General features: G+C 67.1%; 21 protein-coding genes and 1 pseudogene. 12 read left to right on the top strand and 10 right to left on the bottom strand.

Annotated features, from left to right (window positions below):
- Nucleotides 1-22 precede the first annotated feature (22 nt).
- Nucleotides 23-814, top strand: a complete 792-nt coding sequence (locus tag ACOCEP_RS20110) for a phosphate ABC transporter ATP-binding protein (protein WP_200870993.1) — start codon at nucleotides 23-25, stop codon at nucleotides 812-814.
- Nucleotides 811-2,361: a substrate-binding domain-containing protein gene (locus tag ACOCEP_RS20105; protein WP_482339224.1), complete on the top strand. Its 1,551-nt coding sequence runs from the start codon at nucleotides 811-813 to the stop codon at nucleotides 2,359-2,361. The genes ACOCEP_RS20110 and ACOCEP_RS20105 overlap by 4 nt, the downstream gene beginning before the upstream one ends.
- Before the next feature lie 58 nt (nucleotides 2,362-2,419).
- Here the strand turns inward: ACOCEP_RS20105 and ACOCEP_RS20100 are convergent, their stop codons facing one another.
- Nucleotides 2,420-3,331, bottom strand: coding sequence for an NADP-dependent oxidoreductase (locus ACOCEP_RS20100; RefSeq protein ID WP_482339222.1), 912 nt, complete (start codon nucleotides 3,329-3,331; stop codon nucleotides 2,420-2,422).
- Between the two features lie 100 nt (nucleotides 3,332-3,431).
- On the opposite strand from ACOCEP_RS20100, the gene ACOCEP_RS20095 reads away from it, so the two are divergent.
- Nucleotides 3,432-3,893 (top strand): GNAT family N-acetyltransferase, encoded by a 462-nt coding sequence (locus ACOCEP_RS20095; RefSeq protein WP_482339220.1) that lies wholly within the window; start codon nucleotides 3,432-3,434, stop codon nucleotides 3,891-3,893.
- Here ACOCEP_RS20095 and ACOCEP_RS20090 read toward each other — a convergent pair.
- Nucleotides 3,871-4,824, bottom strand: a complete 954-nt coding sequence (locus tag ACOCEP_RS20090; protein WP_482339218.1) for a helix-turn-helix transcriptional regulator — start codon at nucleotides 4,822-4,824, stop codon at nucleotides 3,871-3,873. The genes ACOCEP_RS20095 and ACOCEP_RS20090 overlap by 23 nt on opposite strands.
- Before the next feature lie 62 nt (nucleotides 4,825-4,886).
- Between ACOCEP_RS20090 and ACOCEP_RS20085 the strand changes: the two genes are divergently transcribed.
- The 3 genes from ACOCEP_RS20085 to ACOCEP_RS20075 all read left to right on the top strand — a co-directional run bounded on the left by ACOCEP_RS20085 (nucleotide 4,887) and on the right by ACOCEP_RS20075 (nucleotide 7,469).
- Entirely contained in the window at nucleotides 4,887-6,014 is a 1,128-nt protein-coding gene (locus ACOCEP_RS20085; RefSeq protein WP_482339216.1) for an epoxide hydrolase family protein, read from the top strand.
- Between the two features lie 2 nt (nucleotides 6,015-6,016).
- Nucleotides 6,017-7,096, top strand: coding sequence for a winged helix DNA-binding domain-containing protein (locus ACOCEP_RS20080; RefSeq protein WP_482339214.1), 1,080 nt, complete (start codon nucleotides 6,017-6,019; stop codon nucleotides 7,094-7,096).
- A 76-nt stretch (nucleotides 7,097-7,172) separates the two neighbouring features.
- The gene (locus tag ACOCEP_RS20075; RefSeq protein ID WP_016332181.1) at nucleotides 7,173-7,469 is read left to right on the top strand and encodes a hypothetical protein; all 297 of its coding nucleotides are present in this window, start codon (nucleotides 7,173-7,175) and stop codon (nucleotides 7,467-7,469) included.
- 17 nt (nucleotides 7,470-7,486) lie between these two features.
- Here the strand turns inward: ACOCEP_RS20075 and ACOCEP_RS20070 are convergent, their stop codons facing one another.
- Nucleotides 7,487-8,257 (bottom strand): FHA domain-containing protein, encoded by a 771-nt coding sequence (locus tag ACOCEP_RS20070; RefSeq protein WP_482339212.1) that lies wholly within the window; start codon nucleotides 8,255-8,257, stop codon nucleotides 7,487-7,489.
- 98 nt (nucleotides 8,258-8,355) lie between these two features.
- Between ACOCEP_RS20070 and ACOCEP_RS20065 the strand changes: the two genes are divergently transcribed.
- Entirely contained in the window at nucleotides 8,356-8,727 is a 372-nt protein-coding gene (locus ACOCEP_RS20065) for a PH domain-containing protein (RefSeq protein ID WP_043848634.1), read from the top strand.
- A gap of 925 nt (nucleotides 8,728-9,652) precedes the next feature.
- Here ACOCEP_RS20065 and ACOCEP_RS20060 read toward each other — a convergent pair.
- From ACOCEP_RS20060 to ACOCEP_RS20050, 3 genes are all read right to left on the bottom strand, one after another.
- Nucleotides 9,653-11,551 (bottom strand): hypothetical protein, encoded by a 1,899-nt coding sequence (locus ACOCEP_RS20060; RefSeq protein ID WP_482339210.1) that lies wholly within the window; start codon nucleotides 11,549-11,551, stop codon nucleotides 9,653-9,655.
- A 91-nt stretch (nucleotides 11,552-11,642) separates the two neighbouring features.
- Nucleotides 11,643-12,113 carry an NUDIX hydrolase gene (locus tag ACOCEP_RS20055; protein ID WP_482339208.1) on the bottom strand — a complete coding sequence of 157 codons (471 nt, stop codon included), beginning with the start codon at nucleotides 12,111-12,113 and terminating at the stop codon, nucleotides 11,643-11,645.
- 10 nt (nucleotides 12,114-12,123) lie between these two features.
- Nucleotides 12,124-12,867: a DUF5919 domain-containing protein gene (locus ACOCEP_RS20050; protein ID WP_482339206.1), complete on the bottom strand. Its 744-nt coding sequence runs from the start codon at nucleotides 12,865-12,867 to the stop codon at nucleotides 12,124-12,126.
- Between the two features lie 115 nt (nucleotides 12,868-12,982).
- Between ACOCEP_RS20050 and ACOCEP_RS20045 the strand changes: the two genes are divergently transcribed.
- On the top strand, nucleotides 12,983-13,222 hold the full coding sequence (locus ACOCEP_RS20045) for an AMED_5909 family protein (RefSeq protein ID WP_482339205.1): 240 nt from the start codon (nucleotides 12,983-12,985) through the stop codon (nucleotides 13,220-13,222).
- Nucleotides 13,223-13,264: 42 nt separating this feature from the next.
- Here ACOCEP_RS20045 and lpdA read toward each other — a convergent pair whose 3' ends face one another.
- From lpdA to pip, 4 genes and pseudogenes are all read right to left on the bottom strand, one after another.
- Nucleotides 13,265-14,650, bottom strand: a complete 1,386-nt coding sequence (gene lpdA / locus ACOCEP_RS20040) for a dihydrolipoyl dehydrogenase (RefSeq protein ID WP_482339203.1) — start codon at nucleotides 14,648-14,650, stop codon at nucleotides 13,265-13,267.
- A gap of 47 nt (nucleotides 14,651-14,697) precedes the next feature.
- Complete coding sequence (locus tag ACOCEP_RS20035; protein ID WP_482339201.1) at nucleotides 14,698-15,468, bottom strand: lysophospholipid acyltransferase family protein; 771 nt, start codon at nucleotides 15,466-15,468, stop codon at nucleotides 14,698-14,700.
- A gap of 63 nt (nucleotides 15,469-15,531) precedes the next feature.
- On the bottom strand, nucleotides 15,532-15,939 hold the full coding sequence (locus ACOCEP_RS20030) for a nitroreductase family deazaflavin-dependent oxidoreductase (protein ID WP_482339767.1): 408 nt from the start codon (nucleotides 15,937-15,939) through the stop codon (nucleotides 15,532-15,534).
- Between the two features lie 63 nt (nucleotides 15,940-16,002).
- A pseudogene (pip, locus tag ACOCEP_RS20025) lies at nucleotides 16,003-16,941 on the bottom strand (prolyl aminopeptidase); the annotation flags it as partial.
- A 38-nt stretch (nucleotides 16,942-16,979) separates the two neighbouring features.
- Between pip and ACOCEP_RS20020 the strand changes: the two are divergent.
- The 4 genes from ACOCEP_RS20020 (at nucleotide 16,980) to ACOCEP_RS20005 (ending at nucleotide 21,770) form a co-directional block, all read left to right on the top strand.
- Nucleotides 16,980-18,020 carry a LacI family DNA-binding transcriptional regulator gene (locus ACOCEP_RS20020; protein ID WP_482339199.1) on the top strand — a complete coding sequence of 347 codons (1,041 nt, stop codon included), beginning with the start codon at nucleotides 16,980-16,982 and terminating at the stop codon, nucleotides 18,018-18,020.
- Nucleotides 18,021-18,270: 250 nt separating this feature from the next.
- Nucleotides 18,271-19,422 (top strand): dihydrodipicolinate synthase family protein, encoded by a 1,152-nt coding sequence (locus ACOCEP_RS20015; protein ID WP_482339197.1) that lies wholly within the window; start codon nucleotides 18,271-18,273, stop codon nucleotides 19,420-19,422.
- Nucleotides 19,422-20,228: a sugar phosphate isomerase/epimerase family protein gene (locus ACOCEP_RS20010; RefSeq protein WP_482339195.1), complete on the top strand. Its 807-nt coding sequence runs from the start codon at nucleotides 19,422-19,424 to the stop codon at nucleotides 20,226-20,228. Before ACOCEP_RS20015 ends, ACOCEP_RS20010 begins: the two co-directional genes overlap by 1 nt.
- Before the next feature lie 69 nt (nucleotides 20,229-20,297).
- Nucleotides 20,298-21,770 (top strand): nitrilase-related carbon-nitrogen hydrolase, encoded by a 1,473-nt coding sequence (locus ACOCEP_RS20005; protein WP_482339193.1) that lies wholly within the window; start codon nucleotides 20,298-20,300, stop codon nucleotides 21,768-21,770.
- The last annotated feature ends 19 nt before the right edge of the window (nucleotides 21,771-21,789 follow it).

The following is a 21,789-nucleotide window of genomic DNA, read 5'->3' as shown; positions in this document are numbered from 1 at the left end:
CGACGGCAGGCCGCAGGTCACCCTGACCGGCGGTCCCCCGCCCGGTGCGGCGGAACTCGAGTCGCGCGAGATCGGCGCCTGGTTCGGTGACCGGCTGGTCCTCGAAGGCGTGTCGTTGCGGATGCCCGCCAAAGAGGTGACCGCGCTGATCGGCCCGTCGGGCTGTGGCAAGTCGACCTTCCTGCGCATCCTCAACCGGATGCACGAGCTCGTCCCGTCGGCGTCGCTGACCGGCGAGGTTCTGTTGGACGGCCAGGACATCTACGCCGACGGGACCCGGCCGCAGCAGGTCCGGCTGCGTATCGGCATGGTGTTCCAGAAGCCGAACCCGTTCCCAGCGATGTCCATCAGGGACAACGTGCTCGCGGGGCTGAAACTCGCCGGCGTCAAATGCGACGACAAGAACGCGCTGGTGGAACAGAGCCTCGAACGCGCCGGGCTGTGGCGTGAGGTCCGTGACCGGCTGGGCTCTCCGGGCGGCGCCCTCTCCGGTGGGCAGCAGCAGCGGCTCTGCATCGCCCGTTCGCTCGCGGTGCAGCCCAATGTGCTCCTGATGGACGAGCCCTGCTCTGCCCTCGACCCCACGTCGACCCGGCGGATCGAGCAGACGATCGCCGAGATCGGGCACGAGGTCACCGTCGTGATCGTCACGCACAACATGCAGCAGGCACAACGGGTTTCGGACCATTGCGCGTTCTTCCTCGCGGCCGAGAACGAACCCGGCCGGGTGATCGAACACGGTCCGACGGACACGATCTTCAACGCGCCGTCGGACGAACGCACCTACGACTACGTGAACGGGCGATTCGGATGACGACCTTGCGCAGAGTGGGCGCTTTGGGCGGGATCTCGGCGCTGCTGCTCTCGATTTCCGTGGCGGGCGCGCCCGGCGCGGCGGCGCTCAGCAGGGTCACGGGCTCGGGGTCCAGCTATGTCGGGGTGGCGATGACCGACTGGCAGAACGGTGCGACGTCGCGGGGTATCCCGATCAACTACTCGGCGACCAACTCGCCCGCCGGGGTCAACCAGTACGGCGACCGGACGGTCGACTTCGGCGGGACCGAGGCCGAGGTGTCCTCGCTGCTCGCGGCCGGCGGTGGCGGCGTGACCGCGCAGACCCGCGGCTACCAGTACGTACCGGACGTCGCCGGCGCGGTCGCCGTCATGTACAACGTCACCGACCAGGCGGGCAAACGGGTCGACTACCTGCACCTCACCCGCGAAGTGATCGGCCGGATCTTCAGCCGGGACATCACGCGCTGGAGCGATCCGGCGATCACCGCGACCAACGGCGCGAAGTCGCTGCCGGACCAGCCCATCACGCTGGTCGGGCGGACCGGGCAATCCGGGACGACGGCGCTGTTCTACGACTTCATCGCGCATGCGGCCCCCGACGCCTACCAGCGCTTCGTCGCCCGCAACGTCGGCAACGGGATGGGCAGCCTGCCCGCCGGGGTGCGCCCGATCCAGCTGCCCGAGCGTGGGCCGGACGCCGACTGGTACCGGCTGCTGGCGGACTCGGACCAGATCGCGCAGGCCATCGGCAAAGCGACCATCCCGTTCTCCATCGCCTACGACGAATTCGCCTACGCGCAGCGCCACAACGTGCCGTCGGCCTGGGTGCAGAACGGCGCGGGGCAGTACACGCAGCCCTACGCGGAGAACATCGCCTCCGCGCTGAAGTTCGCGGAACTCCGCCCGGACCTCAGCCAGAAACTCGACAAGGTCTACTCGAACGCCGACCCGAAGACGTACCCGATTTCGGCGTACTCCTACATCATGATGCCGTGCACGAGCGGCCGGGACACCTGCCGCGGCGGCTATGGCGACCAGGGCAAGACCGACACGATGACCGCGTTCCTCGAACACGTCGCGTGCGACGGCCAGATCAACATGGCCCGCATCGGCTATTCGCCGCTGCCGCCGAACCTATCGCAGGAGATCATGAACTCCAACGCGCGGCTCACCGGGCAGCCGCCGAAACAGCTGAACGCGGGCAACTGCGCCAACCCGACCTTCCACGGCAGCCTCGGCGCGGGTGCCTCCAGCCCGCCCGACCCGCTGGTGACCGCCGGGATCATCGCCCCGAACGGCAAACCGGCGGCCGGGAAGGGGGCCGCCGGACCGAACGCGTCGACCGGCCCGAGCACGGGTCCGGCCGCCGGCGACAAGACCGCCACCGCGACGGCGGGCCCCGACGAGGAGTCGGCCGGTGGCGGCTCGAAGAACTGGCGGGAAGCCGCGCCGGCGTCCTACGACGAGGGTGGATTCGGCGGCTTCGGGGGCTGGGCGGCGCTGGTGCTTTTCGTGGCGATCGTGACGCCGTTGGTGGTGCGCGGGGTGATCCGGAAGCTGCGGTAAGCGTGGGGCTCGTGAGTGGTAAGGACGGTTCTAACCGTCCTTACCACTCACGAGGTCGCTACGGGAAGGTCAGCACGATCTTCCCCCGCCCGTGCCCGGTCTCGATCTCCCGGTGCGCCGCCGCGGCCTCGCTGAACGGATACGTCCGCCGCACGAGGAAACGCAACTCCCCCTTGACGTACAACGACGCCAGCATCCCCAGCCGGTCGGCCGACCGCGTCCCGGTGACCACCCGCGCCCCCACCTCGGGCGCACGGCCGTGCTCGACCAGCGTGAGCACGCGGTCCGGATCCCCGACCAGCTCCAGCGAAAGGTCGAAGGCGGCCCCGCCCGCGCCGTCGAGCGCCGCGTCGATGCCCGACGGCGCCAGGGCGCGCACCCGAGCGGCCAAGCCGTCGCCGTAGACCACCGGTTCGGCGCCGAGCGAACGGACGTACTCCTGGTTCGCCTCGCTCGCCGTCCCGATCACCCTCGCCCCGCGCAGCGCCGCGAGCTGGACGGCGGCCGTGCCCACCGCGCCCGCCGCCCCGTGGATCAGCAGCGTTTCGCCACGGGCGACCCGCAGCGCGTCCAAGGCCAGGTACGCCGTCTGCGTCCCCGCCGTGAACCCGCCCGCGACCTCCCACGGCATCTCCGCCGGCTTCGGCGTGACGTTCTCCGCGGGCACCACGATGTACTCGGCATACGCCTGCACGGCGGTGAAGCCCAGCACTTCGGCCCCCGCGACGAGGCCGGTAACCCCGGAACCGACCTCGTCGACGACCCCGGCGAACTCGTTCCCCGGGACACGCGGCCAACGCAGCTCGAGCCCCGCGGGTTCCCACCCCGCCCGCACGGCCGCGTCGTACGGCTGCACCCCCGCAGCCTTCACCCGCACCCGGACCTCCCCCGCCCCGGCGTGCGGCTCCTCCAGCTCCAGCACCTGGAGCACTTCCGGGCCACCGGCTTCCGTGAACGCGGCCGCTTTCATCTCGTTCCTCCAGTTCGTTCCCCAGCTGTCGGAACCCAGCCTGATACCTCCAGATAGCTGGAGGTCAAGAAGTGTCGGTGTGACGTTCTAAGCTGCGCTCGTGACGAGCTACCGCATCTCCAGGGCAACCGCTTCCGACGCCGGCAGGCTGACGGCGCTGATGCACGAATCGGCCGCCTACCAAGGGGAATACGCCTCGATCCTCGACGGCTACCAGGTCACCGAGGACTACCTCGCCACCCATCCCGTGTACGTCGCGCACGCGCAGCGGGACGTGGTCGGTTTCTACAGCCTGATCGAGTACCCGGCCGAGCTCGACCTGCTGTTCGTCGCCGATTCCGCCCAGGGCACGGGCATCGGCGCGTGGCTGGTCGAGCACATGCTCGGGCAGGCCGCGGAGCTCGGCATGACCGAGGTGCGCGTCGTCTCCCATCCCCCGGCCGCCGGGTTCTACGAGCGGATGGGTGCCCGCCGCGTCGGCGTCGTACCGCCCAACCCGCCGAAGATCGCCTGGGAACGCCCGGAGCTGGTCTTCGACGTCAAGCGTCCACCGCACGGCTGAACCGGCCGATCAGTTTGCGCAGGTGCCCGGCGAATTCCGGCGAGTCGACCACCTCGAAATCGGTGTCGAGCAGGCCGAGGTAGAGCGCCAGGTACTCCAGCGTGTCCGCACCGGCCTTGAGCAGGCATGTCCGCTCGTCGACGGCTTCTACGACGACGGCGGGCGGCACCTTGGCCGCGGCTTCGGCGGCCGGGGCGTGCAGCCGGATCGTGGCCTGGTGCCGCCATAACGCCGCGCCGACACCCCGTTGGAGGTAGGCGACCACGCCGCCTTCGGGTGGTTCGCGCTCCTCGAAACGGCGCCCGTTCGGCGTGCGCGGCCGCACCCGGTCCGCGCGGAACGTACGCCAGTCCTGTTTGTCGACGTCCCAGCCGACGAGGTACCACCGGCGGCTCATATGCACGACGCGATGCGGCTCGACCTGTCTCCGCGTCTCGGATCCGTTGTGTCCCACGTAATCGAAGCGCAGGGTCTCGCGATCACGGCAGGCGGCGGCGATCGCCGCGAGCACCTCGGCGTCGACCGTGGGCCCGCCGCCCTGCACCGCGAGCGTCGCGGAGTTCAGCGCCGCGACTCGGTGCCGCAGCCGCGACGGCAGCACCTGTTCCAGTTTCGCCAGCGCGCGCACCGAGGTCTCTTCGATCCCCGCGATCGTGCCGCCCGCGGCCGTGCGCAGGCCCATCGCCACCGCGACCGCCTCTTCGTCGTCGAGCAATAGTGGAGGCATCGCCGCGCCGGCGCCCAGGCTGTAGCCACCGGAGACACCTGGCGTGGCGTCGACGGGATAGCCCAGGCCGCGAAGCCGCTCGACGTCGTTCCGGATCGTCCTGGTCGTGACGTCGAGCCGATCGGCCAGTTCCGGGCCTGTCCAAGTGCGCCTGGCCTGCAGCAACGACAGGAGCCGCAGCAGTCTCGCCGAAGTTTCCGCCATGAATTCCACCTTGTCCGCAATCGCGGAACGAACCTTTCCGCAATCGTTCCTAATCTAGCCCCATGACCGAGATCAAGCCCTTCCGCATCGCCATCGACCAGGCCGAACTCGACGACCTGAAGGACCGACTGCACCGCACCCGCTGGCCCCGCGAGGTCACCGGCGACTGGAGCCGAGGTGTCCCGGTCGCCTACCTCAAGGAGCTGGCCGAGTACTGGGCCGACGGGTTCGACTGGCGCGCCCAGGAAGCCGAGCTGAACGAGTTCCCGCAGTTCACCACCGAGATCGACGGCCAGACCATCCACTTCCTGCACATCCGCTCGACCGACCCGGACGCGCTGCCGGTGGTTCTCACGCACGGCTGGCCGAGCTCGCCGTTCGAATTCCGGCGAGTCGTCGAAGAGCTGAGCGACGAGTTCCACCTGGTCATCCCGTCCCTGCCCGGCTACGGGTTCTCGAACCCGGTGAGCGGCCCCGGCTGGGGCAACCTGTTCCGCGTCGCCCAGGCATGGACCACGCTGATGGACCGCCTCGGCTACGAGCGCTTCGGCGTCCACGGCACCGACGCCGGCGCCGGAGTCGCGGGCATCCTGTCGATGATCGCCCCGCACCGCGTGGTCGGCGTGCACCTCACCGGGACCAGCGCGGGGATGCCGTTCGGCCCGGCTCTCGACCTGGACGGCCTCGACGACAAGGACCGTGAGCGCGCCGAACGCTTCAACCGGTTCCAGTCCGACGGCCTCGGCTACCTGCATCTGCAGGCGACCCGGCCGCAGACGCTGGCCTATTCGCTGAACGACTCCCCCACCGGCCAGCTCGCCTGGATCGTGGAGAAGTTCGCCGAGTGGACCGATCCGGCCAAGGCGCTGCCGGACGACGCCGTCGACCGCGACCACCTGCTGACCGCGGTCAGCCTGTACTGGTTCACCGGCGCGGGCGCCTCCTCCGCGCACGCCGTGTACGAAGGCATGGAGGTCTACCGGCAGATGTCCCAAGGCGGCTGGGACGAGGCGCCTGCCGGTCCGCCACAGGCGATCGCCGTCTTCGCCGGGGACACCACGATCCGGAGCCTCCAGGACGCCGCGGTGGAACACTGGTCCGAGTACGACACCGGCGGCCATTTCCCGGCGATGGAGGTCCCCGGCCTGTTCGCCGAAGACCTCCGTTCCTTCCTGCGAAAGTGCGTCTGACGATGGAGCGACTGAGCCCCCGGGCCCTCAACCGCGCGACGCTGGCCAGACAGCTCCTGCTCGACCGCGCCGAGCTGCCCGCCATCACCGCGATCGAACGGCTCGCCGGCCTGCAGGCGCAGGCTCCCGACTCGTCGTACGTCGGCCTGTGGTCGCGGCTTCGGGACTTCCAGGTGGATGAGCTGGCGAAGCCGCTGGCCGCCCGCGAGGTCGTCCGGACGACGTTGATGCGCGGCACGGTGCACCTGGTGACGGCAGACGACGCCCTCGCGCTGTGGCCGACCGTCGAATCGGTGGTCGAGCGCGGTTTCCTCGGCCACTACTCGCGGGAGATCGCCGGACTCGATCTCGCCGCGATCGCCGAAGCGGGCCGGGCCCTGCTGGCCGAACGGCCCCGCACTCGCGCAGAGATCCGGACCGCGCTGGCGCCCCGGTGGCCCGACGCGGACCTGCCGACGCTCGGCTACGCGGTCAACAGTCTTCTCCCGCTCGCGCACGTGACCCCGCGTGGTCTGTGGGGCCAGACCGGACCGGCCGCGTTCGCCCTGCTGGAAGACTGGGTCGGCGCACCGATGACGGCGGGGATCTCCCTCGAAGACCTGGTGTTGCGCTATCTCGCGGCGTTCGGCCCGGCGACCGTGCGCGACGCGCAGCTCTGGTCTGGGCTCACCCGGTTGAAGGAGGTCTTCGAGCGGCTACGGCCCGAGCTGGTCACCTTCCGCGACGTCGAGGGAAAAGAACTGTTCGACGTTCCCGACGCGCCGCGGCCGGACCCGGAAACCCCAGCGCCGCCTCGGTTCCTGCCCGAGTACGACAACGTCCTGCTCTCGCACGCCGACCGCGCGCGGGTGATCCCCGACGGCCGCCGCGTTCCGTTGCCTCCGGGCAACGGCGGCCGCCGGGGCACCCTGCTCGTCGACGGTGAATTCCTGGCCATCTGGGCGATCAAAGGGGTGACACTGACGATCGAATCGCGGAAGCCGTTGCGGGATCGGGATTCGATCGCCGAGGAGGGCGCACGGCTCCTGGAATTCGTAGTGCCGGGCTCGGCGCATGACGTCCGTTTCGGTATCGGTGGATAACGGTCCGGCCTTTTGCCGTAACGATGGGCACCGTTCGGGCGAAGCATGGGCGCAAAGAGCCTGAAGGGAGCGGGCCATGAGCAGGAACTACGGTTTCATGACGGTGCTGGCGGGCCTCAGCGCGCTCGCGGTGATCGCGGTCGCGGCGGTCTGGCGGTACCCGAACACCTCCGACGTCACGGCGGTGATCACCGCGGCGGGAACGGTGATCGGCACCGTGGTGGGTGCCTTCTTCGGCGTGAACGCGGCCTCGGCGGGACGCGTGAAAGCCGAAGAGAGCCGGGATCAGGCCACGGCGGCGCTGGTGAAGGTGGCCACCAAGGCGGACGAGGACAGCGACGTCGCGAAGGCGGCGATGGAAGGCGTGCGCTGACAGTCCTCTATGGACAGTCAGTCGAGCGCTTCGAGCAGGGCGAGGTCCGGCGGGACGAGCGTCGTGGACAGCACGAGCTCTCGCAACAGGTTGTCGTTCAACGCGTTGCCGACCGGCTCGCCGACCTCCTCACGCCGCAGGCCGAAAACACCGCCGGCGGACAACCTCCCCCGTACGTCGATGACGACGTGCTCGACCCGGCGCGCGGTCCACGTCTCACCAGGGCGAAGTTCGGCGAGGACCTCGGCCGTCTGCTGGCGGGACAACGGCTGCGGATTGAGGTCGTGCAGCAGATAGCGCTGCCCGAAGACGACCAGGACCAGGCGTTCTTCCGCGCTGAGGCGCCAGCGGCGGGGTGGCACGGTGACGTCGTCGTGGCGGGTGACGGGCTGCCCACCCTCGGGGCCCGCGACGTACAACTCGAGCAGGTGCTCCCGCCTGCCCGAACCGCGGACGAACAGCGGCGTGTAACCGTCCGACAGCGGGATCGGCTCCTCGCCGCGGGACAACCAGCGGGAATTCGGCAAGCGGATGGGCAACTGGCCGGTGTTGCTGACCCACCATTGCCCGTCGGCGAAGTTCAGCAGCCCGTGCTTGCGGCTGACCTGCAGGTCGTTCTCGCCCACACAGACGTCGACCTGCGGCCGGTTACGCCCGAACGAGATCTCGCCGCCTTCGCCGGGGTCGACGGACACGCCACCCGCGAGCGTGAGCGCGAACACCGCGCCGGGAGCCGACGGCGGCACGCCGAGCGCCAGGCTCTCGTGCGTCGTCGTGAGCCGCTTCATCGTGCCTCCTCCTGTTCCACGGCAGTATGCGGGACGCCGCCGGGGACGGGTCCCGGTGTCGCGCTCGTCCGCACGTTTTCGTCCGTATGTTGGAGTACATGATTGACTTCTCCAAGGACACCGTCTTCAAGCTCACGCCGTGCAAGCCGAAGGACATCGCGCCCACGGTGCAGCCGATCATCATCCCCGGCGAGGAGATCATCTCGTCGTTCAAGGCGGTTCGCGACTTCGTGGTGTTCACGAACAAGCGGCTGATCGCGGTGAACGTCCAGGGCATGACGGGCAAGAAGAAGGACTTCACCTCACTGCCGTACAACAGGATCCAGGCCTTCTCGATCGAAACCGCGGGCACCTTCGACCTCGACGCGGAGCTGGACCTCTGGTTCAGCGGCCTGGGGAACGTACGGCTCGAGTTCCGGGGGTCGAACATCCGGGCCATCGGGCAGCTGATCGCCATGCACACGCTTTAGCGCCCCCTCCCGCAATTAGTCGACTACTTGCGCGGGTCAGGCGCTGGGTCCGGCGGCTCTCATCTCGTCTCTGCGCGTTGCGAAAGCCACTTTCGCAACCTTCAGCGTTGCGAAAGTGGCTTTCGCAACGCTGGTCACCTGCAGCTCGCGTGCGCAGGTGGCCGTCTCGCGTGATTGGACGGACGACACACGTGATTGGCGGGACGACTCGCGTCGCGCGCGAGTTGTCCATGCAGTCACGCGTGTCGTCCATCTGATCACACGCGTCGTCCGCCGGATCACGCGAAACCGCTGCCGCGGTCCCGCTTCTCGTGAGTGGTAAGGACGGTTAGAACCGTCCTTACCACTCACGAGCTTTACATGTTGATCTTTTAATGCCGGGGTTTCGCTGACCTCGACATGATCGCTGCTCTTGGCCGCTGACCTGCGCGAACAGGGCTGGACACTTCTCGCGTGTTCTCGCCCCTACCCGACGTCTGACGGCCTGGAGACGGCCTGGCCACTCCTCCCCCATCTCCCCGATACGAAGCCATCCACGCGGCCGTCACGTCGGGTCAAGGCACGCTTTCCCGCCTTGACGCGGCGTGACGGCCGTTGTGACGATCTGGCATCGGGGCGCTGGCTCCGCGTAACAGCCGTTGGTCCGTCTGCGACATCGGTGGCACGAATGTCTCAGCGAGGAGGCCGACGTGCTCTTTGGCGTACCTGCGCGCCGCTGGCGGCGGCTGCACCTGTCCACGGCGGCAGCGGGTTCACCGCCCGGCCGGTGGGCGGAGCGGAGCGGCAGCCCGCCATGTCGGGCAAGGTGCACCCGCAGGCGAGACGCGGACGCAAGGTGACCAGCGCGCCGCCGACGGCGGCGCGCCTTGATCCCATAGAGCCAAATTCGGCAAAGTCATCGTGCTCGGTTCCACTACGCGCATGATCACATCTGCGTCTGGTCTAAGTCATCCTGCGTGAACAAGCGAGCAGTCAGCTCCTCGGATCCCGTGTTCCATAACGCCTCAACACGCTGCGAACGCCCCGGCCTCAACTTTTTTTCAACAAGCAGGTAATCGCGAAGACTGCACCTCCACAGACTTGCATTCTTCTTACCCGCCAGCAGATCCACCAACTGTGGCCCACCGTTTTCCTGAAGAGACTCCACCATCTCTAGTTCAACTAGATCTACGACTTCGAGCGGCTCGACATCATCATCAAGAAGAAGTCCTCGCTCATTAACATGCTCCCGAATAAGTGTCAGAGAGACAGGGTTGACAGGAAATCCCTCGGTGGTAACAAGAAGTGGATGAAACTTTTTATTGGGCCGCGATGAAACGCCCGTCAGCCTTGATTCATTGTCGCGAATTGACCTAATAGTTGAATCTATTTGCTCAACTTCTCCAACCAGCTTTATCAAGTCGTCAACGATAGCCTGGTCGGAGACCCCATAAACAGATTCGCGCTTAAGTTGACTACTCGTCACCTCGATAACAATCCACGAATCGACGCAGTCAATCGCCGCATCGGCGATCTTCACTCCATGCTTCTCATAAGCCTCCTTCAACTGTTCGTCATGATATACACGCCTCGCTCCACTCGTACTCTTTGCCAGATTATCCAGAACTTCAGCAGTATATTTTTCCACAAGGCGCCGGAGGCTTTGCTCCAACCTGCCAGCCTTCTTTTTAGAAGCAGTACCCTTACTGGCCGCATAGTACTTAATGTCAAAGATTGGAAGCCAGCCGAATATCCTGCGCACGAGCAGCGGGCCATCCAATACGACCAGTCGCCCATCCCAAAGCCGGATAACCGGAAAACGACTAAACGCTCCAAATGCCCAGCTAGTGGTCGACGTCGAGAATTCTTCTCGCACTTCTGCGCGAAATTCTTGAATGTCAATACAGAAGACCGACAACACCTTTTCAAGCCGTTGCTTCGCCCATGGAATGCCATCCAAATAGGCAGGATCCACTACTGGCCGAAGGTTTACCGTGACAGACCAGAGCAAAATGCCCACCGAGAGCACATCACGCAGAGGAACACCTACAAGCTCTTCGTACCCAGCTTCAAGGTCTTCAATCTCCGGCGCACCCGCCAACTCCTTAGACAACATGAGCCAAATGCGATAGAACCTTGCAAAGTAGTTAACTTCATCGACACCAGAGTTGAAAATCTGATTCGAGATAACCTCTCGCCCAAGTGCCCCTGGCACCTTGGTGAGAATTTCATCTGACGGAACCTCTAACTCAGATCCAGCCTGATCTGCAACAATCATCAACGCGAGCACTAGATTTCCTTGACGAACACCAGGAATAAGGACGTCGCCACTAAATCGCATTGAATACTGAATCAACGCCAGAAGCGCCTGCGGAACAACTAGGCCACGATTTGGCTGACGCAAGGTATTCAACACTCGTGTCCGCACTGGCTCTGGGAACCACATTCTCGCGAACTCGGCATCAACATCAGACCTAGAGGCACCCGGATGCCGAAGTTTAGCAAGAACCAACGCAGCCTCAACGAGCACGGTCTCGGCAGGAATTCTAATTAGTTCGTCATATATAAGATCAGCAGGTGGAGTAACACCATAGATCTCTTCAGTCGATAGATATACCAGCATCTGATCTATCGGCGCCGGGGAAACCGCGAGGTAAGCGGGGATAATTAGCCCATTTTGCCCGTGCTTCCATTGCGGCCCTAAGGCCTGCACAGCTGTTCCACGGAAGTACATCGTTCCAGCAGATAGAACAGCCAACGGCCTTGGCGGCAAGTCGGCGGGTTCTTCGCCGCTAAAAATTCCCGCTAGCGACGGCAGCGGAGGGTTTTGACTGCTCGAAGACATTCTTCCTCCTGCGTTCCGCCCAGTGGCGCCCTTACCAACAACAGACGCGATACAACCAAGTCGGCCGTGACATCGCCACCGTTACAGTCACTTAGGTGAAGAAGACCGACGAAGGTGGACGCAGCGCGTGCTCTAAGCGAAGTTGGGTTGATGGGTGAATGTTGAGGCGGCGTAGATCCTGACCTGAAACCCATAGAACGTCTGAGCTTTCCGAGCTTTCACGCAGCACGCCTCCCGAGTTAGCAGCACGGAAGCAGATGGAGAACTCTTGCCGCACTTCGCCGTCGTCGTAAGCGATGACGTGGTTCGGGTTCGAGTACAGCCCAATAACCCCGGTCACCTCGCACTCGATGCCGGTCTCTTCGCGCACCTCCCGCACGGCCGCCTGAGCCAGGGTCTCGCCAAGTTCGAGCTGTCCGCCAGGGATCGCGTACAGGTCGTTGTCGGTGCGGCGGATCATGAGGATGCGGCCTTCGTCGTCCTGGATGAACGCGGACACGGCGACCGCAATGCTGTTGGCCTTGGGTGCGTTCGGGTCGTTGTAATAGTCGACGCGTGCCATGTGTGGCCTCCTAGAAGGTGGCGGGCTTGGCGAGGTTCCAGACAGCTTCGAAGCTCTCCGAGTAGGTCTCGAAGAGGTCCCCAGCGGATAGCCGGCGGAGATGCAGGGAGGGGGCGTGGGCTCCCTGGAAGCCGTAGACGTGCGTGTTGATGATCATTTCGTCGTCGAAGCGGAAGATCGAGTTGTAGAGCGTGGTGTCGTGGAAGCGCATCTCCACCCCGTCTACCCCGATCAGCGGCCGGTAGAACGCCAGCGCGTTGCGGATGCGTGCCGCAAGCGTCCCGTCGCCCAGCTGCTCCTCGTCGCCGCGCAGAGCGACGCTCTCACCGGAGGGATCACCGAAAAGCAGACGGATGCGAGCTCCCGCATTGGCTTTGACGGCCAGGTCCTTGATGAACCGCGGGCGCTCCACCAGGAACAGCGCAGCGTGGACCAGGACTTCGACAGTGTCCGACGCTTCCTTGATCAGCCGGTCCCACAGTTCGACGGGGATCGCGTTTCGGTGCGGGAACACGCGCACGACCTCGGCGGCGGCCGTCTCCGCCTTGCGCTCTGGGGCCACCGAGTCCGGCCAGAGGTAGGTCTCGGACTCGCGCGCCATCGCGGCGATCTTGTGGCGGTGCTTCGGGTAGGGCGTCCGCCCTTTGGTGATCCACCGTTCCACGGTCTTCTGATCGACCCCGGTGGCGTCGGCGACCTGCTTCGGCGTGAGGCCGTTGCGCAGCAGGGCGTCCCGCAGGCGTTCGTTCGGCATCCGCCCTCCCCTCGAGACTGGCAGAGACCGTACCAAGGACGTCCCAAGATGTCCCGCCAGACGGTGATCACGTCCTCCGATCCCGCGCAGAATAGCGACGTTAGGGAGGGGATCAATGAAGACCGAACCGCAGACCCTGCGCGACGCACACGCCGACGCGGCTGCCCGCCGACCGCGGCCCGAAGCGGACATGTCGGAATGGCTGACGTTTCATCGGGCGAACGCGCGGATGTATCGCGAGGTGTCCGAGGTGGACCGGTGGCACCACCACGAACTCAAGTACTGGGTGGGTTTCGAGGAGCGTAAGGCCGAGGAGCTAGCGGCACGAATCGCTACAGCCAGAACCAGCTCGTGAGTGGTAAGGACGGTTCTAACCGTCCTTACCACTCACGAGGTTCTACATGTTGATCATGTGCCCAGCAAGGCCGTGTACGGCTTCCTTGAGCGCTTCCCCCAGCGTCGGGTGAGCGTGCACGTTCCGCGAGATCTCGTGCACCGTAAGGTCCCACTGCTGCGCCAAAGTCAGCTCCGGCAGCAGTTCGGTCACCTCCGGGCCGATCAGGTGCGCACCCAGCAGCTCGCCATGCGTGGCGTCGCTAAGGATCTTCACGAAGCCGACCGCCTCGCCGAGGCCATGCGCCTTTCCGTTGGCGGTGAAGGGGAACTTCGCCACCTGGACGTCGAAGCCCTTTTCGCGGGCCTGTTCTTCGGTCCAGCCGAAGCTGGCGATCTGCGGCTGGCAGTAGGTCGCGCGCGGGATCATCACGAAGTCGAGTTCCATGGTCTCGGCGCCCGCGATGGTTTCGGCGGCGACGACGCCCATCGACTCCGACGCGTGCGCGAGCATCAGTTTCGCGGTGACGTCGCCGATCGCGAAGATGTGCGGGACGTTGGTGCGGCCCCGCGCGTCGACGGCGATGGCGCCGCGGTCGGTCAGTTCCACGCCGGTCTTGTCCAGGCCGTATCCTTCGACCCGCGGCTGGAAACCGATGGCCTGCAACACCTTGTCCGCTTCCAGGACACGCTGCTCGCCGTTCTTCGACACGGTCACGCGCACGCTGGAGCCGGTGTCGTCGATCGACTCGACCTTGGTCGAGGTCAGCACCTCGATGCCGAGCTTCCGATAGCGGCGCGCGAGCTCCGCGGAGACCTCGGCGTCCTCGAGCGGGACCATCCGGTCGAGGTATTCGACGATGGTGACCTTCACGCCGTAGTTGTGCAGCACGTAGGCGAATTCGACGCCGATCGCGCCCGCGCCGGCGATGACGATGCTCTCCGGCAGTTCGTTTTCCATGATCTGCTGTTCGTAGGTGACCACGCGGTCGCTGCGCGTGGTACCCGGCAGCAGGCGCGCGGTGGCGCCGGTGGCGATCACGCAGTGGTCGAAGGTGACCCGCTCGCCGTTGACCTCGATGGTGTTGGCGTCGAGGAACGTGCCGTGCCCGTCGTATTCGGTGATCTTGTTCTTCTTCATCAGGAAGTGCACGCCCTTGACGCGCCCGTCCGCGACCTTGCGGCTGCGGTCGAAGGCGGCCTGGTAGTCGAAGCTGACCTTGCCCTCGACCTGGATCCCGAACGACTTCGCCTCTTTGGTCACGATGTGCGCGAGTTCGGCGTTGCGCAGCAGCGCCTTCGACGGGATGCAGCCGACGTTGAGGCAGACACCGCCCCAGTACTTCTCCTCCACGACCGCCGCGCTCAGCCCCAGCTGCGACGCCCGGATCGCCGCCACGTAACCGCCGACTCCGGCCCCCAGGACAACGACGTCATAGTGTGCACTCATACCCCGAAACCTACCCCTCACCGGGACGGTCCGAAGGGTGAGACTGCCTACTCGGGACGCGAGCCGCGGATCTCGATCAGCAGCTCGGTCACCGCGGTCATGATCCGCTTCGTGGCCTCCTCCAGCACCTCACGGGACGGCGAGGGCGTCATGAGATCCGAGAGGTCCACCGGCGGACCGGCGACCAGGTTCACCGTCTTGCGCGGGAAGGCGCGCGGAAGCACGGCGTCGGACGGCAGCAGGTGGTGCGTGCCCCAGTTCGCCAGCGGGATCACCGGGACGCCGGTTTCCAGCGCGATCCGGGCGATGCCGGTCTTGCCCCGCATGGGCCACCCGTCCGGGTGATCCGTGAAGGTCGCCTCCGGGAAGATGACGACGCATTCACCCTTACGGACGGCGCTGACGGCGTCGCGATACGCGTCCGACGCCGTGGCAGCGCCGCGATAGACGGGGATGTGCTTGCCGGAGCGCATCACCGAGCCGATGACGGGCGCCTGCCACAGGCTCGCCTTCGCCAGATAGCGCGGCACGCGGCCGTGCGCCAGGCAGTACGCCGTCACCGTCGTCGGGTCGGCGAACGAGAGGTGGTTCGACGCCACCAGGAAGCCGCCGGACGACGGCAAGTGCTCCCCCCCGCGTGCCCGGAACCGGGTGGACAGCACCAGGAACGGCCACACGACGTTGATCGCGAAGGCGAACCAGGCGCCCCGGCCGGCGCGGGCGAAGCGCCGGCCGAAGGCGATCATCTGGCGGAACGTCAGCAGGTCCCCCGAAGCGGGGCTCAGCGCGGTCCAGCGTTCACGGGGTCTCAGCACCATGGACGTAATTCGTAGCCGAACCCGCCCGGGTTCGGCTGAAACCACGCGTGAACGCGGCGCGGATCACACGCGCTCGAGCACCACCACGGGGATCTCGCGGTCGGTCTTCTTCGCGTACTCGTTGTAGTCCGGCCAGACCGCGGCGAGCTTCTCCCACAGCTTCGCGCGCTCCTCGCCTTCGAGGGTCCGGGCCCGCGCGGTGAACTTGTCCGCCTTGACCTGGGCCTTGACCTCGGGGTTGGCCTGCAGGTTCTTGTACCAGCCCGGGTCCTCCGGGGCGCCACCCTTGGACGCCACGATCACCGGGTTGTTCTGCTCGTCGAACTGGTAGATCAGCGCGAACTTGCGGTCCTCACCGGTCTTGCGGCCCTTGGTGGTGAGGACGAGGCAAGGGGCACCCTTCTCCCAGTCGTGGCCCACCTCGCCATCGGTCTCTTCGTAGCGACGGACGTGCTCGTCACCGAAAAGCATGTCTGCGTTCCTCTCGTCCTGTCGGGTACCGGTGTCCTGCCAGTCTGACGCGAACCGGTCGGTCGCGCTGATCAACTCGTGCAGGATGCCGGGTTCGTCGAACGCGTGACCGGCGTCGCCGACCATCAGCAATTCCGCGCTGGGCAGCACCTGGCTGAGCTCCCACGCGGTGATGGCCGGGGTGACCACGTCGTAGCGTCCCTGGACCAGAACGCACGGAATGTCCCGGAGCTTCCCGGCGTCGCGCAGCAGCTGATCTTCGGCCAGCCAGCCGCCGTGCCGGAAGTAGTGGTTCTCGATCCGCGCGATCGCGAGGGCGAACGAAGGATCGCTGAACGCGTCGATCACTTCGTCCCGCGGGCGCAGTTTGACCGTCTCCCCCTCCCAGCGGCTCCACGCGATCGCTGCGGGGCCGTGCACGGCGGGATCCGGATGGCTCAGCAGTTCGTGATAGACCTCGATCAGGTTCTCCTGCCGTCGCGAAAACGGCACCGGGGCCAGGAAACGCGACCACGCCTCCGGGAAGAGGTACGCCGCGCCCCCGCCGTAGAGCCATTGGAGTTCCTTCGCCCGCAGGGTGGCGACGCCGCGGAGAACGAGTTCCGTGACCCGTCCGGGGTGGGTTTCCGCGTAGGTCAGCCCCAGCACACTCCCCCACGAGCCGCCGAAGACCATCCAGTGTTCGATGTCCAGATGCTCGCGCAAGCGCTCGATGTCGGCGACCAGATGCCACGTCGTGTTGACCGAAAGATCGGCCTCCGGGGTGGCGCAGTTCGGCGTGCTGCGCCCGCAGCCGCGTTGATCGAAAAGGATTACCCGGTATCGCTCGGGGTCGAACAGTCTGCGATGTCTCGGGCTCGAACCGCCACCGGGGCCGCCGTGGAGGAAGATTACCGGTTTGCCCTCGGGATCACCGCACTCCTCCCAATAGATCTCGTTGCCGTCACCGACAGGCAACATCCCTTGGACGTAAGGTTCGATTTCCGGGTAAAGGCCGAGCATGTCCGCCACTATGCCCCAAACGCCCGCTTGGAGGATCGATGAAGGCTCGCCCCCACGTGACGCTGGAGGACGTGGCGCGCACCGCGGACGTGTCGCTCGCGACCGCGTCCCGCGTACTCAACGGCACCGCCACCGTCCGGGGAGATCTCCGCGAACGAGTGATCGCCGCGGCCTCCGAGCTGTCCTATACCCCCAATGCTCACGCTCAGGCATTGGCCGGTGGCTCACAGCCGACCGTCGGAGTGATCTGCCACGACGTCGGCGACCCGTATTTCGCCGCGATCGCCGGCGGGATCATGCGCGCGGCGAGTGAAAACGATCTTCTGGTGATGCTCGCGAGCACTTTCCGTGATCCGGCCAAGGAAGTCGCCTACGTTTCGACACTGCGGGCCCAGCGCGCGTCGGCCATTCTGCTGATCGGTTCCGCGTTCGAGGACAAGACGTGGGAAAAGGCGATGGCCGCCGAACTCGAACCGTACCGGCGCGGCGGCGGGCACGTCGCCGCGGTCAGCCGTCATCGCGGGCTCAAAGTGGACACCGTCCAGCCCGACAACCGCGGCGGCGGCGCGGAACTGGCGAGGGCCCTGCTGGACCTCGGCCACCGGCGGTTCGCGGTGCTCGCCGGGCCGAAGAGTCTGACCACCGTCGTCGACCGCCTCGACGGCTTCGCCGCGGAACTGCTGGAGCACGGCGTCGAGCTGGCCGAGGACGACGTGGTCGAGGCGGCGTTCACCCGCGACGGTGGGTACGAGGCGATGGAGAAGGTCCTCGCCCGGCCGCGGAAGCGGTGGCCGACGTGCGTGTTCGCGGTGACCGACGTGATGGCCATCGGCGCGATGTCGGCGCTGCGCGACGCCGGCGTCTCCATACCCGGCGAGATGTCGATCGCCGGTTTCGACGACATCCCGGTAGTGCGCGATCTCACGCCCGCGCTGACCACGGTCGCGCTGCCGCTGGAAAAGCTGGGCGAACGGGCCATGGACCTGGCACTCAAGGCCTCCCCCGGCACCCGGCCGCGGATGGTGCGGATGTCCGGCGAGGTCGTCCTGCGCCGCAGCACCGCCGCTCCCGCTCGCTGAGCCTGTTGGCGGAGCTGGAGACAGACCGGCAAAGGCTGCCGAGCGTGAACCCGCCCCGGCCGAAGGCCCCGCTATCGCGGTGGCAGGGCGCCTTGTCCACATCCGTGACGTGGACGACCAAACAGCGCCCTGCCGACGTCGATCGCGGACGCGGGTTCATCAATAGACGCTGAACCTCTTGTGTGCGGCCCGCGGGGTGACTTAACGTGGTCCGAGAAAGCGCTTTCTCACACCGCGCCACGGAGACCCGATGACCTTGATCGCCCTGCCCACCGCCGACGGCGGACTGGCGGAGTGGACGCCCCGAGGGGCGGAAACGCCCGCGAAACCGGCGACTCCGCCGACCTCCCGGATCGCCTACGCCGCCGCGCACGTGGTCGCCGACCCGCTCGCCCCCGCCGACCCCGAAGAAGGCGCGGTGCTGGACTGGGACACCACCCTCGCCTTCCGCGAGCACCTGTGGTCCTGCGGGCTGGGCGTCGCCGAAGCGATGGACACCGCGCAGCGCGGGATGGGCCTCGACTGGGCCACCACCAAGGACCTCATCCGGCGCACCGGGGCCCTCGCCGCCGGACGGCCGTGGGTGGCGGGTGTCGGCACGGATCAGCTTCCCGACGGCGAAGCCACCGCCGGGTCCATTGTGGACGCCTGGCGTGAGCAGCTGGACTTGGTCGGCGAGGCGGGCGCGATCCCGGTCGTGATGGCCAGCCGTGCGCTCGCCGCGTCGGCTTCCGGGCCCGCGGATTACCAAGCAGCGTACGGGAAACTGCTCTCCGGCGCGGACCGCCCGGTCCTGCTGCACTGGCTGGGCGAGCAGTTCGACCCGGCGCTGGCGGGCTACTGGGGCCATGGCGACGTCCGCAAGGCGGCCGGGGAACTGGGCAGGCTCTGCGCCGAGCACGCCGACGTGATCGCCGGGGTCAAGGTTTCGGTGCTCGACGCTTCGATCGAGACGGAGTTCCGCCGCGCGCTCCCCGAGGGCGTCAAGTGCTACACCGGTGACGACTTCAACTACCCGGAGCTCATCGCCGGGGACGACCAGGGCCACAGCGAAGCGCTTCTGGGCATCTTCGACGCCGTCGCGCAGGTCGCCGGTGCCGCGCTCGCCCGGCTCGACGAAGGCGACAAGGCCGGTTTCCACGGTCTGCTCGATCCGACGGTGGCACTGAGCCGCGCCATTTTCCGGGCGCCCACGAGGAACTACAAGACCGGCGTCGTCTTCCTCGCCTATCTCAACGGGCACCAGGATCACTTCCGCATGGTCGCCGGCCGTGAGTCGGCTCGCTCCATCACGCATCTGGCGGAGCTGCTGCGCCTGGCGGACGCCGCGGGCGCGCTCGCCGACCCGGAGCTCGCCGTCGCGCGGATGCGGCCGCTGCTGGCCACGGCGGGGGTGGCCTGATGGACCGGTTGAGCCTGAACCAGATCACCACCAAGGCGTGGTCGCTGCCGGAGGCCGTCGCGGGCTGCGCCGAGGCGGGTGTCCGCTGGATCGGCCTGTGGCGGGACAAGGTCGCCGAGACCGGCGTCGAGGAGACCGTGCGGCTGCTCAAGGAGTACGACGTCGGCGTGTCGTCGTTGTGCCGTGGCGGTTTCTTCACCGGGGTCACCCCGGAGGGAACCGCGGTGGACGGTGTCGCGCAGACCCGGGAGGCGATCGACGAAGCCGCCGCGCTGGGCGCCGACGTCCTCGTCCTGGTGGTCGGCGGGGTGAACGGCAGCCTGAAGTCGTCTCGGCAGCGGGTCGCGGACGCGGTCGGCGAGCTGGCACCGTACGCCGGCGAGCGCGGGGTCCGGCTCGGCCTGGAACCGTTGCATCCCATGCAGTGCGCCGAGCGTTCGGTCCTGTCCACTGTGGACGAGGCACTGGCGATCGCGCTGGCGCATCCGGCCGATCAGGTCGGTGTGATCGTCGACGAATTCCACGTCTGGTGGGACCCGCGGATCGAGGAGTCGATCGCCGCGGCGGCGGGCCGGATCGCCGGATTCCACGTGTGCGACCAGAAGGTTCCCCTGACCGACACCCTGCTCGGCCGCGCGCTGCCCGGCGACGGCCCGATCGACCACCGGCAGCTGAAGGCCTGTGTCGAGGCCGCCGGGTACACCGGTCCGATCGAGGTCGAGGTGTTCGACGCCGACCTCTGGCGCCGCCCCGGTGGCGAGGTGCTCGCGGAAACCGTCCAGGCGTACCGGGACCACGTTTCCTGACGAAAGTAGGGGTCCCTCGCTGCCCAAGGTCCGCTGTCCGGGCGGCCGTGGTTTTCTAGCGTTCGCGGTATGAAACCACGGCTGCTCTGGTGGCTGGGCACAGCGCTGCTCCTGCTCGCCGTCCACACCGACTGGAACGTCCCGCTCGCGGCGTGGGTGTTCCCGGTGTTCCTTCTCCACTACGCCCGCCTTGTCCCGCTACGGCGCGCGATCCTGATGGTGGGCCTGTCCCTGCTGATCGGGCAGCTGTTCTGGCTCGGCGTGACCGGTCTGCTGTTCGTGCTCTCCGGCCTGCTCGCCTTCACCTCGCTCGCGGTGCTGCAGACGACGGCGTTCCTGGCCGACCGGCTGCTCGCCGACCGCGCCGGGCCGCTGAGGACGCTGGTGTTCCCGGTGACGCTCGTCGCGGGCGAGTACCTCTTCACGCTGATCACCGGTTTCGGGGACTTCGGCGCGCTCGGCAGCACCCAGGCCACGAACCTGCCGTTGCTCCAGACCGCGTCCGTGACCGGCGTGTACGGCCTCACCTTCGCCCTCGCGTGGTTCGCCTCGGTGGCGAACACCGTGTGGGCGGAAGGATGGCGGCCGGTCAAGCGCACGGTCGTCGTCCACGTTTGCCTGCTCGGCGTGGTGTTCGCGGCCGGTGGCCTGCGGTTGGTGTTCGACGCCCCCACGACGGAGACGGTGCGGATCGCGGGGATCAGCCCGTCGGCCGAGGCGGACCGGTCGAGTTCCGACGCGCTGGAGCGCATCGGGGTGAAGTACTGGCGCGCCGAGGAAGTCGCCGCGGCCGACCCGGTCGCGGTCGGTACGGCGTTCGCGCCGGTCACCGACGATCTCGTGACCAGGACCGGGCTGCAGGCGTCGGCGTGGGCGAAGATCGTGCTCTGGCCGGAAACCCACGCCCGTGTCCTGGAACGGGATCAGGCGGCGCTGCTGAAGCGGGTCGGCGACCAGGCGCGACAAGCCGGTATCCACGTCGGGGTCGCGTACGCGCTCTACACGTCGCAGGCTCCGTACATCCGTAACGTGGTCGTGCTCGTCGCGCCGTCCGGTGAGGCGCTGTGGACCTACGACAAGACGCATCCGACGCCGATGGAGCCGATGACCCCCGGTCCGGGCGTCGTCCCCACCGCGGATTCGCCGCACGGACGGCTCGCGGCGGTGATCTGTTACGACGCGGACTTCCCCGGCCTGATGCGCCAGGCGGCCGGCAAGGGGACCTCGCTGATGCTCGTCCCCGCCAACGACTGGCCGGGTTTCGGCTCGCTGCACGCGGAGAAGGCGGGTTTCCGCGCGGTGGAAAGCGGTTACTCCCTTTTCCGGCACTCCACCCACGGACTGTCCACAGCCGTGGACAGCCAGGGCCGCGTGCTCGGCCACGCGGACTACCACCGCACGGATCAGCAGACGCTCGTCGCAAATCTGCCGGTCCAGCCGAGAACACAGACCGTGTACGCCCGTGTCGGTGACGTGTTCGCCTGGCTGTGCCTCGCCGCCGCCGCGCTCTGTCCTTTATGGACATACCGAAGGAAACGTTAGCGCCCCGTTACGGAAGGCG

This window comes from Amycolatopsis sp. CA-211722, from assembly GCF_056828465.1.
Note: the sequence above shows the minus strand (reverse complement) of the source record. Positions and strands in the feature narration are given on the sequence as shown.

What these genes read in the sequence shown, in the direction of transcription:
- ACOCEP_RS20105 (WP_482339224.1), top strand. Translation starts at nt 811, where the DNA reads ATGACGACCTTGCGCAGAGTGGGCGCTTTGGGCGGGATCTCGGCGCTG.
- ACOCEP_RS20100 (WP_482339222.1), bottom strand. Translation starts at nt 3,331, where the DNA reads ATGAAAGCGGCCGCGTTCACGGAAGCCGGTGGCCCGGAAGTGCTCCAG.
- ACOCEP_RS20090 (WP_482339218.1), bottom strand. Translation starts at nt 4,824, where the DNA reads ATGGCGGAAACTTCGGCGAGACTGCTGCGGCTCCTGTCGTTGCTGCAG.
- ACOCEP_RS20085 (WP_482339216.1), top strand. Translation starts at nt 4,887, where the DNA reads ATGACCGAGATCAAGCCCTTCCGCATCGCCATCGACCAGGCCGAACTC.
- ACOCEP_RS20080 (WP_482339214.1), top strand. Translation starts at nt 6,017, where the DNA reads ATGGAGCGACTGAGCCCCCGGGCCCTCAACCGCGCGACGCTGGCCAGA.
- ACOCEP_RS20075 (WP_016332181.1), top strand. Translation starts at nt 7,173, where the DNA reads ATGAGCAGGAACTACGGTTTCATGACGGTGCTGGCGGGCCTCAGCGCG.
- ACOCEP_RS20070 (WP_482339212.1), bottom strand. Translation starts at nt 8,257, where the DNA reads ATGAAGCGGCTCACGACGACGCACGAGAGCCTGGCGCTCGGCGTGCCG.
- ACOCEP_RS20065 (WP_043848634.1), top strand. Translation starts at nt 8,356, where the DNA reads ATGATTGACTTCTCCAAGGACACCGTCTTCAAGCTCACGCCGTGCAAG.
- ACOCEP_RS20060 (WP_482339210.1), bottom strand. Translation starts at nt 11,551, where the DNA reads ATGTCTTCGAGCAGTCAAAACCCTCCGCTGCCGTCGCTAGCGGGAATT.
- ACOCEP_RS20055 (WP_482339208.1), bottom strand. Translation starts at nt 12,113, where the DNA reads ATGGCACGCGTCGACTATTACAACGACCCGAACGCACCCAAGGCCAAC.
- ACOCEP_RS20050 (WP_482339206.1), bottom strand. Translation starts at nt 12,867, where the DNA reads ATGCCGAACGAACGCCTGCGGGACGCCCTGCTGCGCAACGGCCTCACG.
- ACOCEP_RS20045 (WP_482339205.1), top strand. Translation starts at nt 12,983, where the DNA reads ATGAAGACCGAACCGCAGACCCTGCGCGACGCACACGCCGACGCGGCT.
- lpdA (WP_482339203.1), bottom strand. Translation starts at nt 14,650, where the DNA reads ATGAGTGCACACTATGACGTCGTTGTCCTGGGGGCCGGAGTCGGCGGT.
- ACOCEP_RS20035 (WP_482339201.1), bottom strand. Translation starts at nt 15,468, where the DNA reads ATGGTGCTGAGACCCCGTGAACGCTGGACCGCGCTGAGCCCCGCTTCG.
- ACOCEP_RS20030 (WP_482339767.1), bottom strand. Translation starts at nt 15,939, where the DNA reads ATGCTTTTCGGTGACGAGCACGTCCGTCGCTACGAAGAGACCGATGGC.
- ACOCEP_RS20020 (WP_482339199.1), top strand. Translation starts at nt 16,980, where the DNA reads ATGAAGGCTCGCCCCCACGTGACGCTGGAGGACGTGGCGCGCACCGCG.
- ACOCEP_RS20015 (WP_482339197.1), top strand. Translation starts at nt 18,271, where the DNA reads ATGACCTTGATCGCCCTGCCCACCGCCGACGGCGGACTGGCGGAGTGG.
- ACOCEP_RS20010 (WP_482339195.1), top strand. Translation starts at nt 19,422, where the DNA reads ATGGACCGGTTGAGCCTGAACCAGATCACCACCAAGGCGTGGTCGCTG.
- ACOCEP_RS20005 (WP_482339193.1), top strand. Translation starts at nt 20,298, where the DNA reads ATGAAACCACGGCTGCTCTGGTGGCTGGGCACAGCGCTGCTCCTGCTC.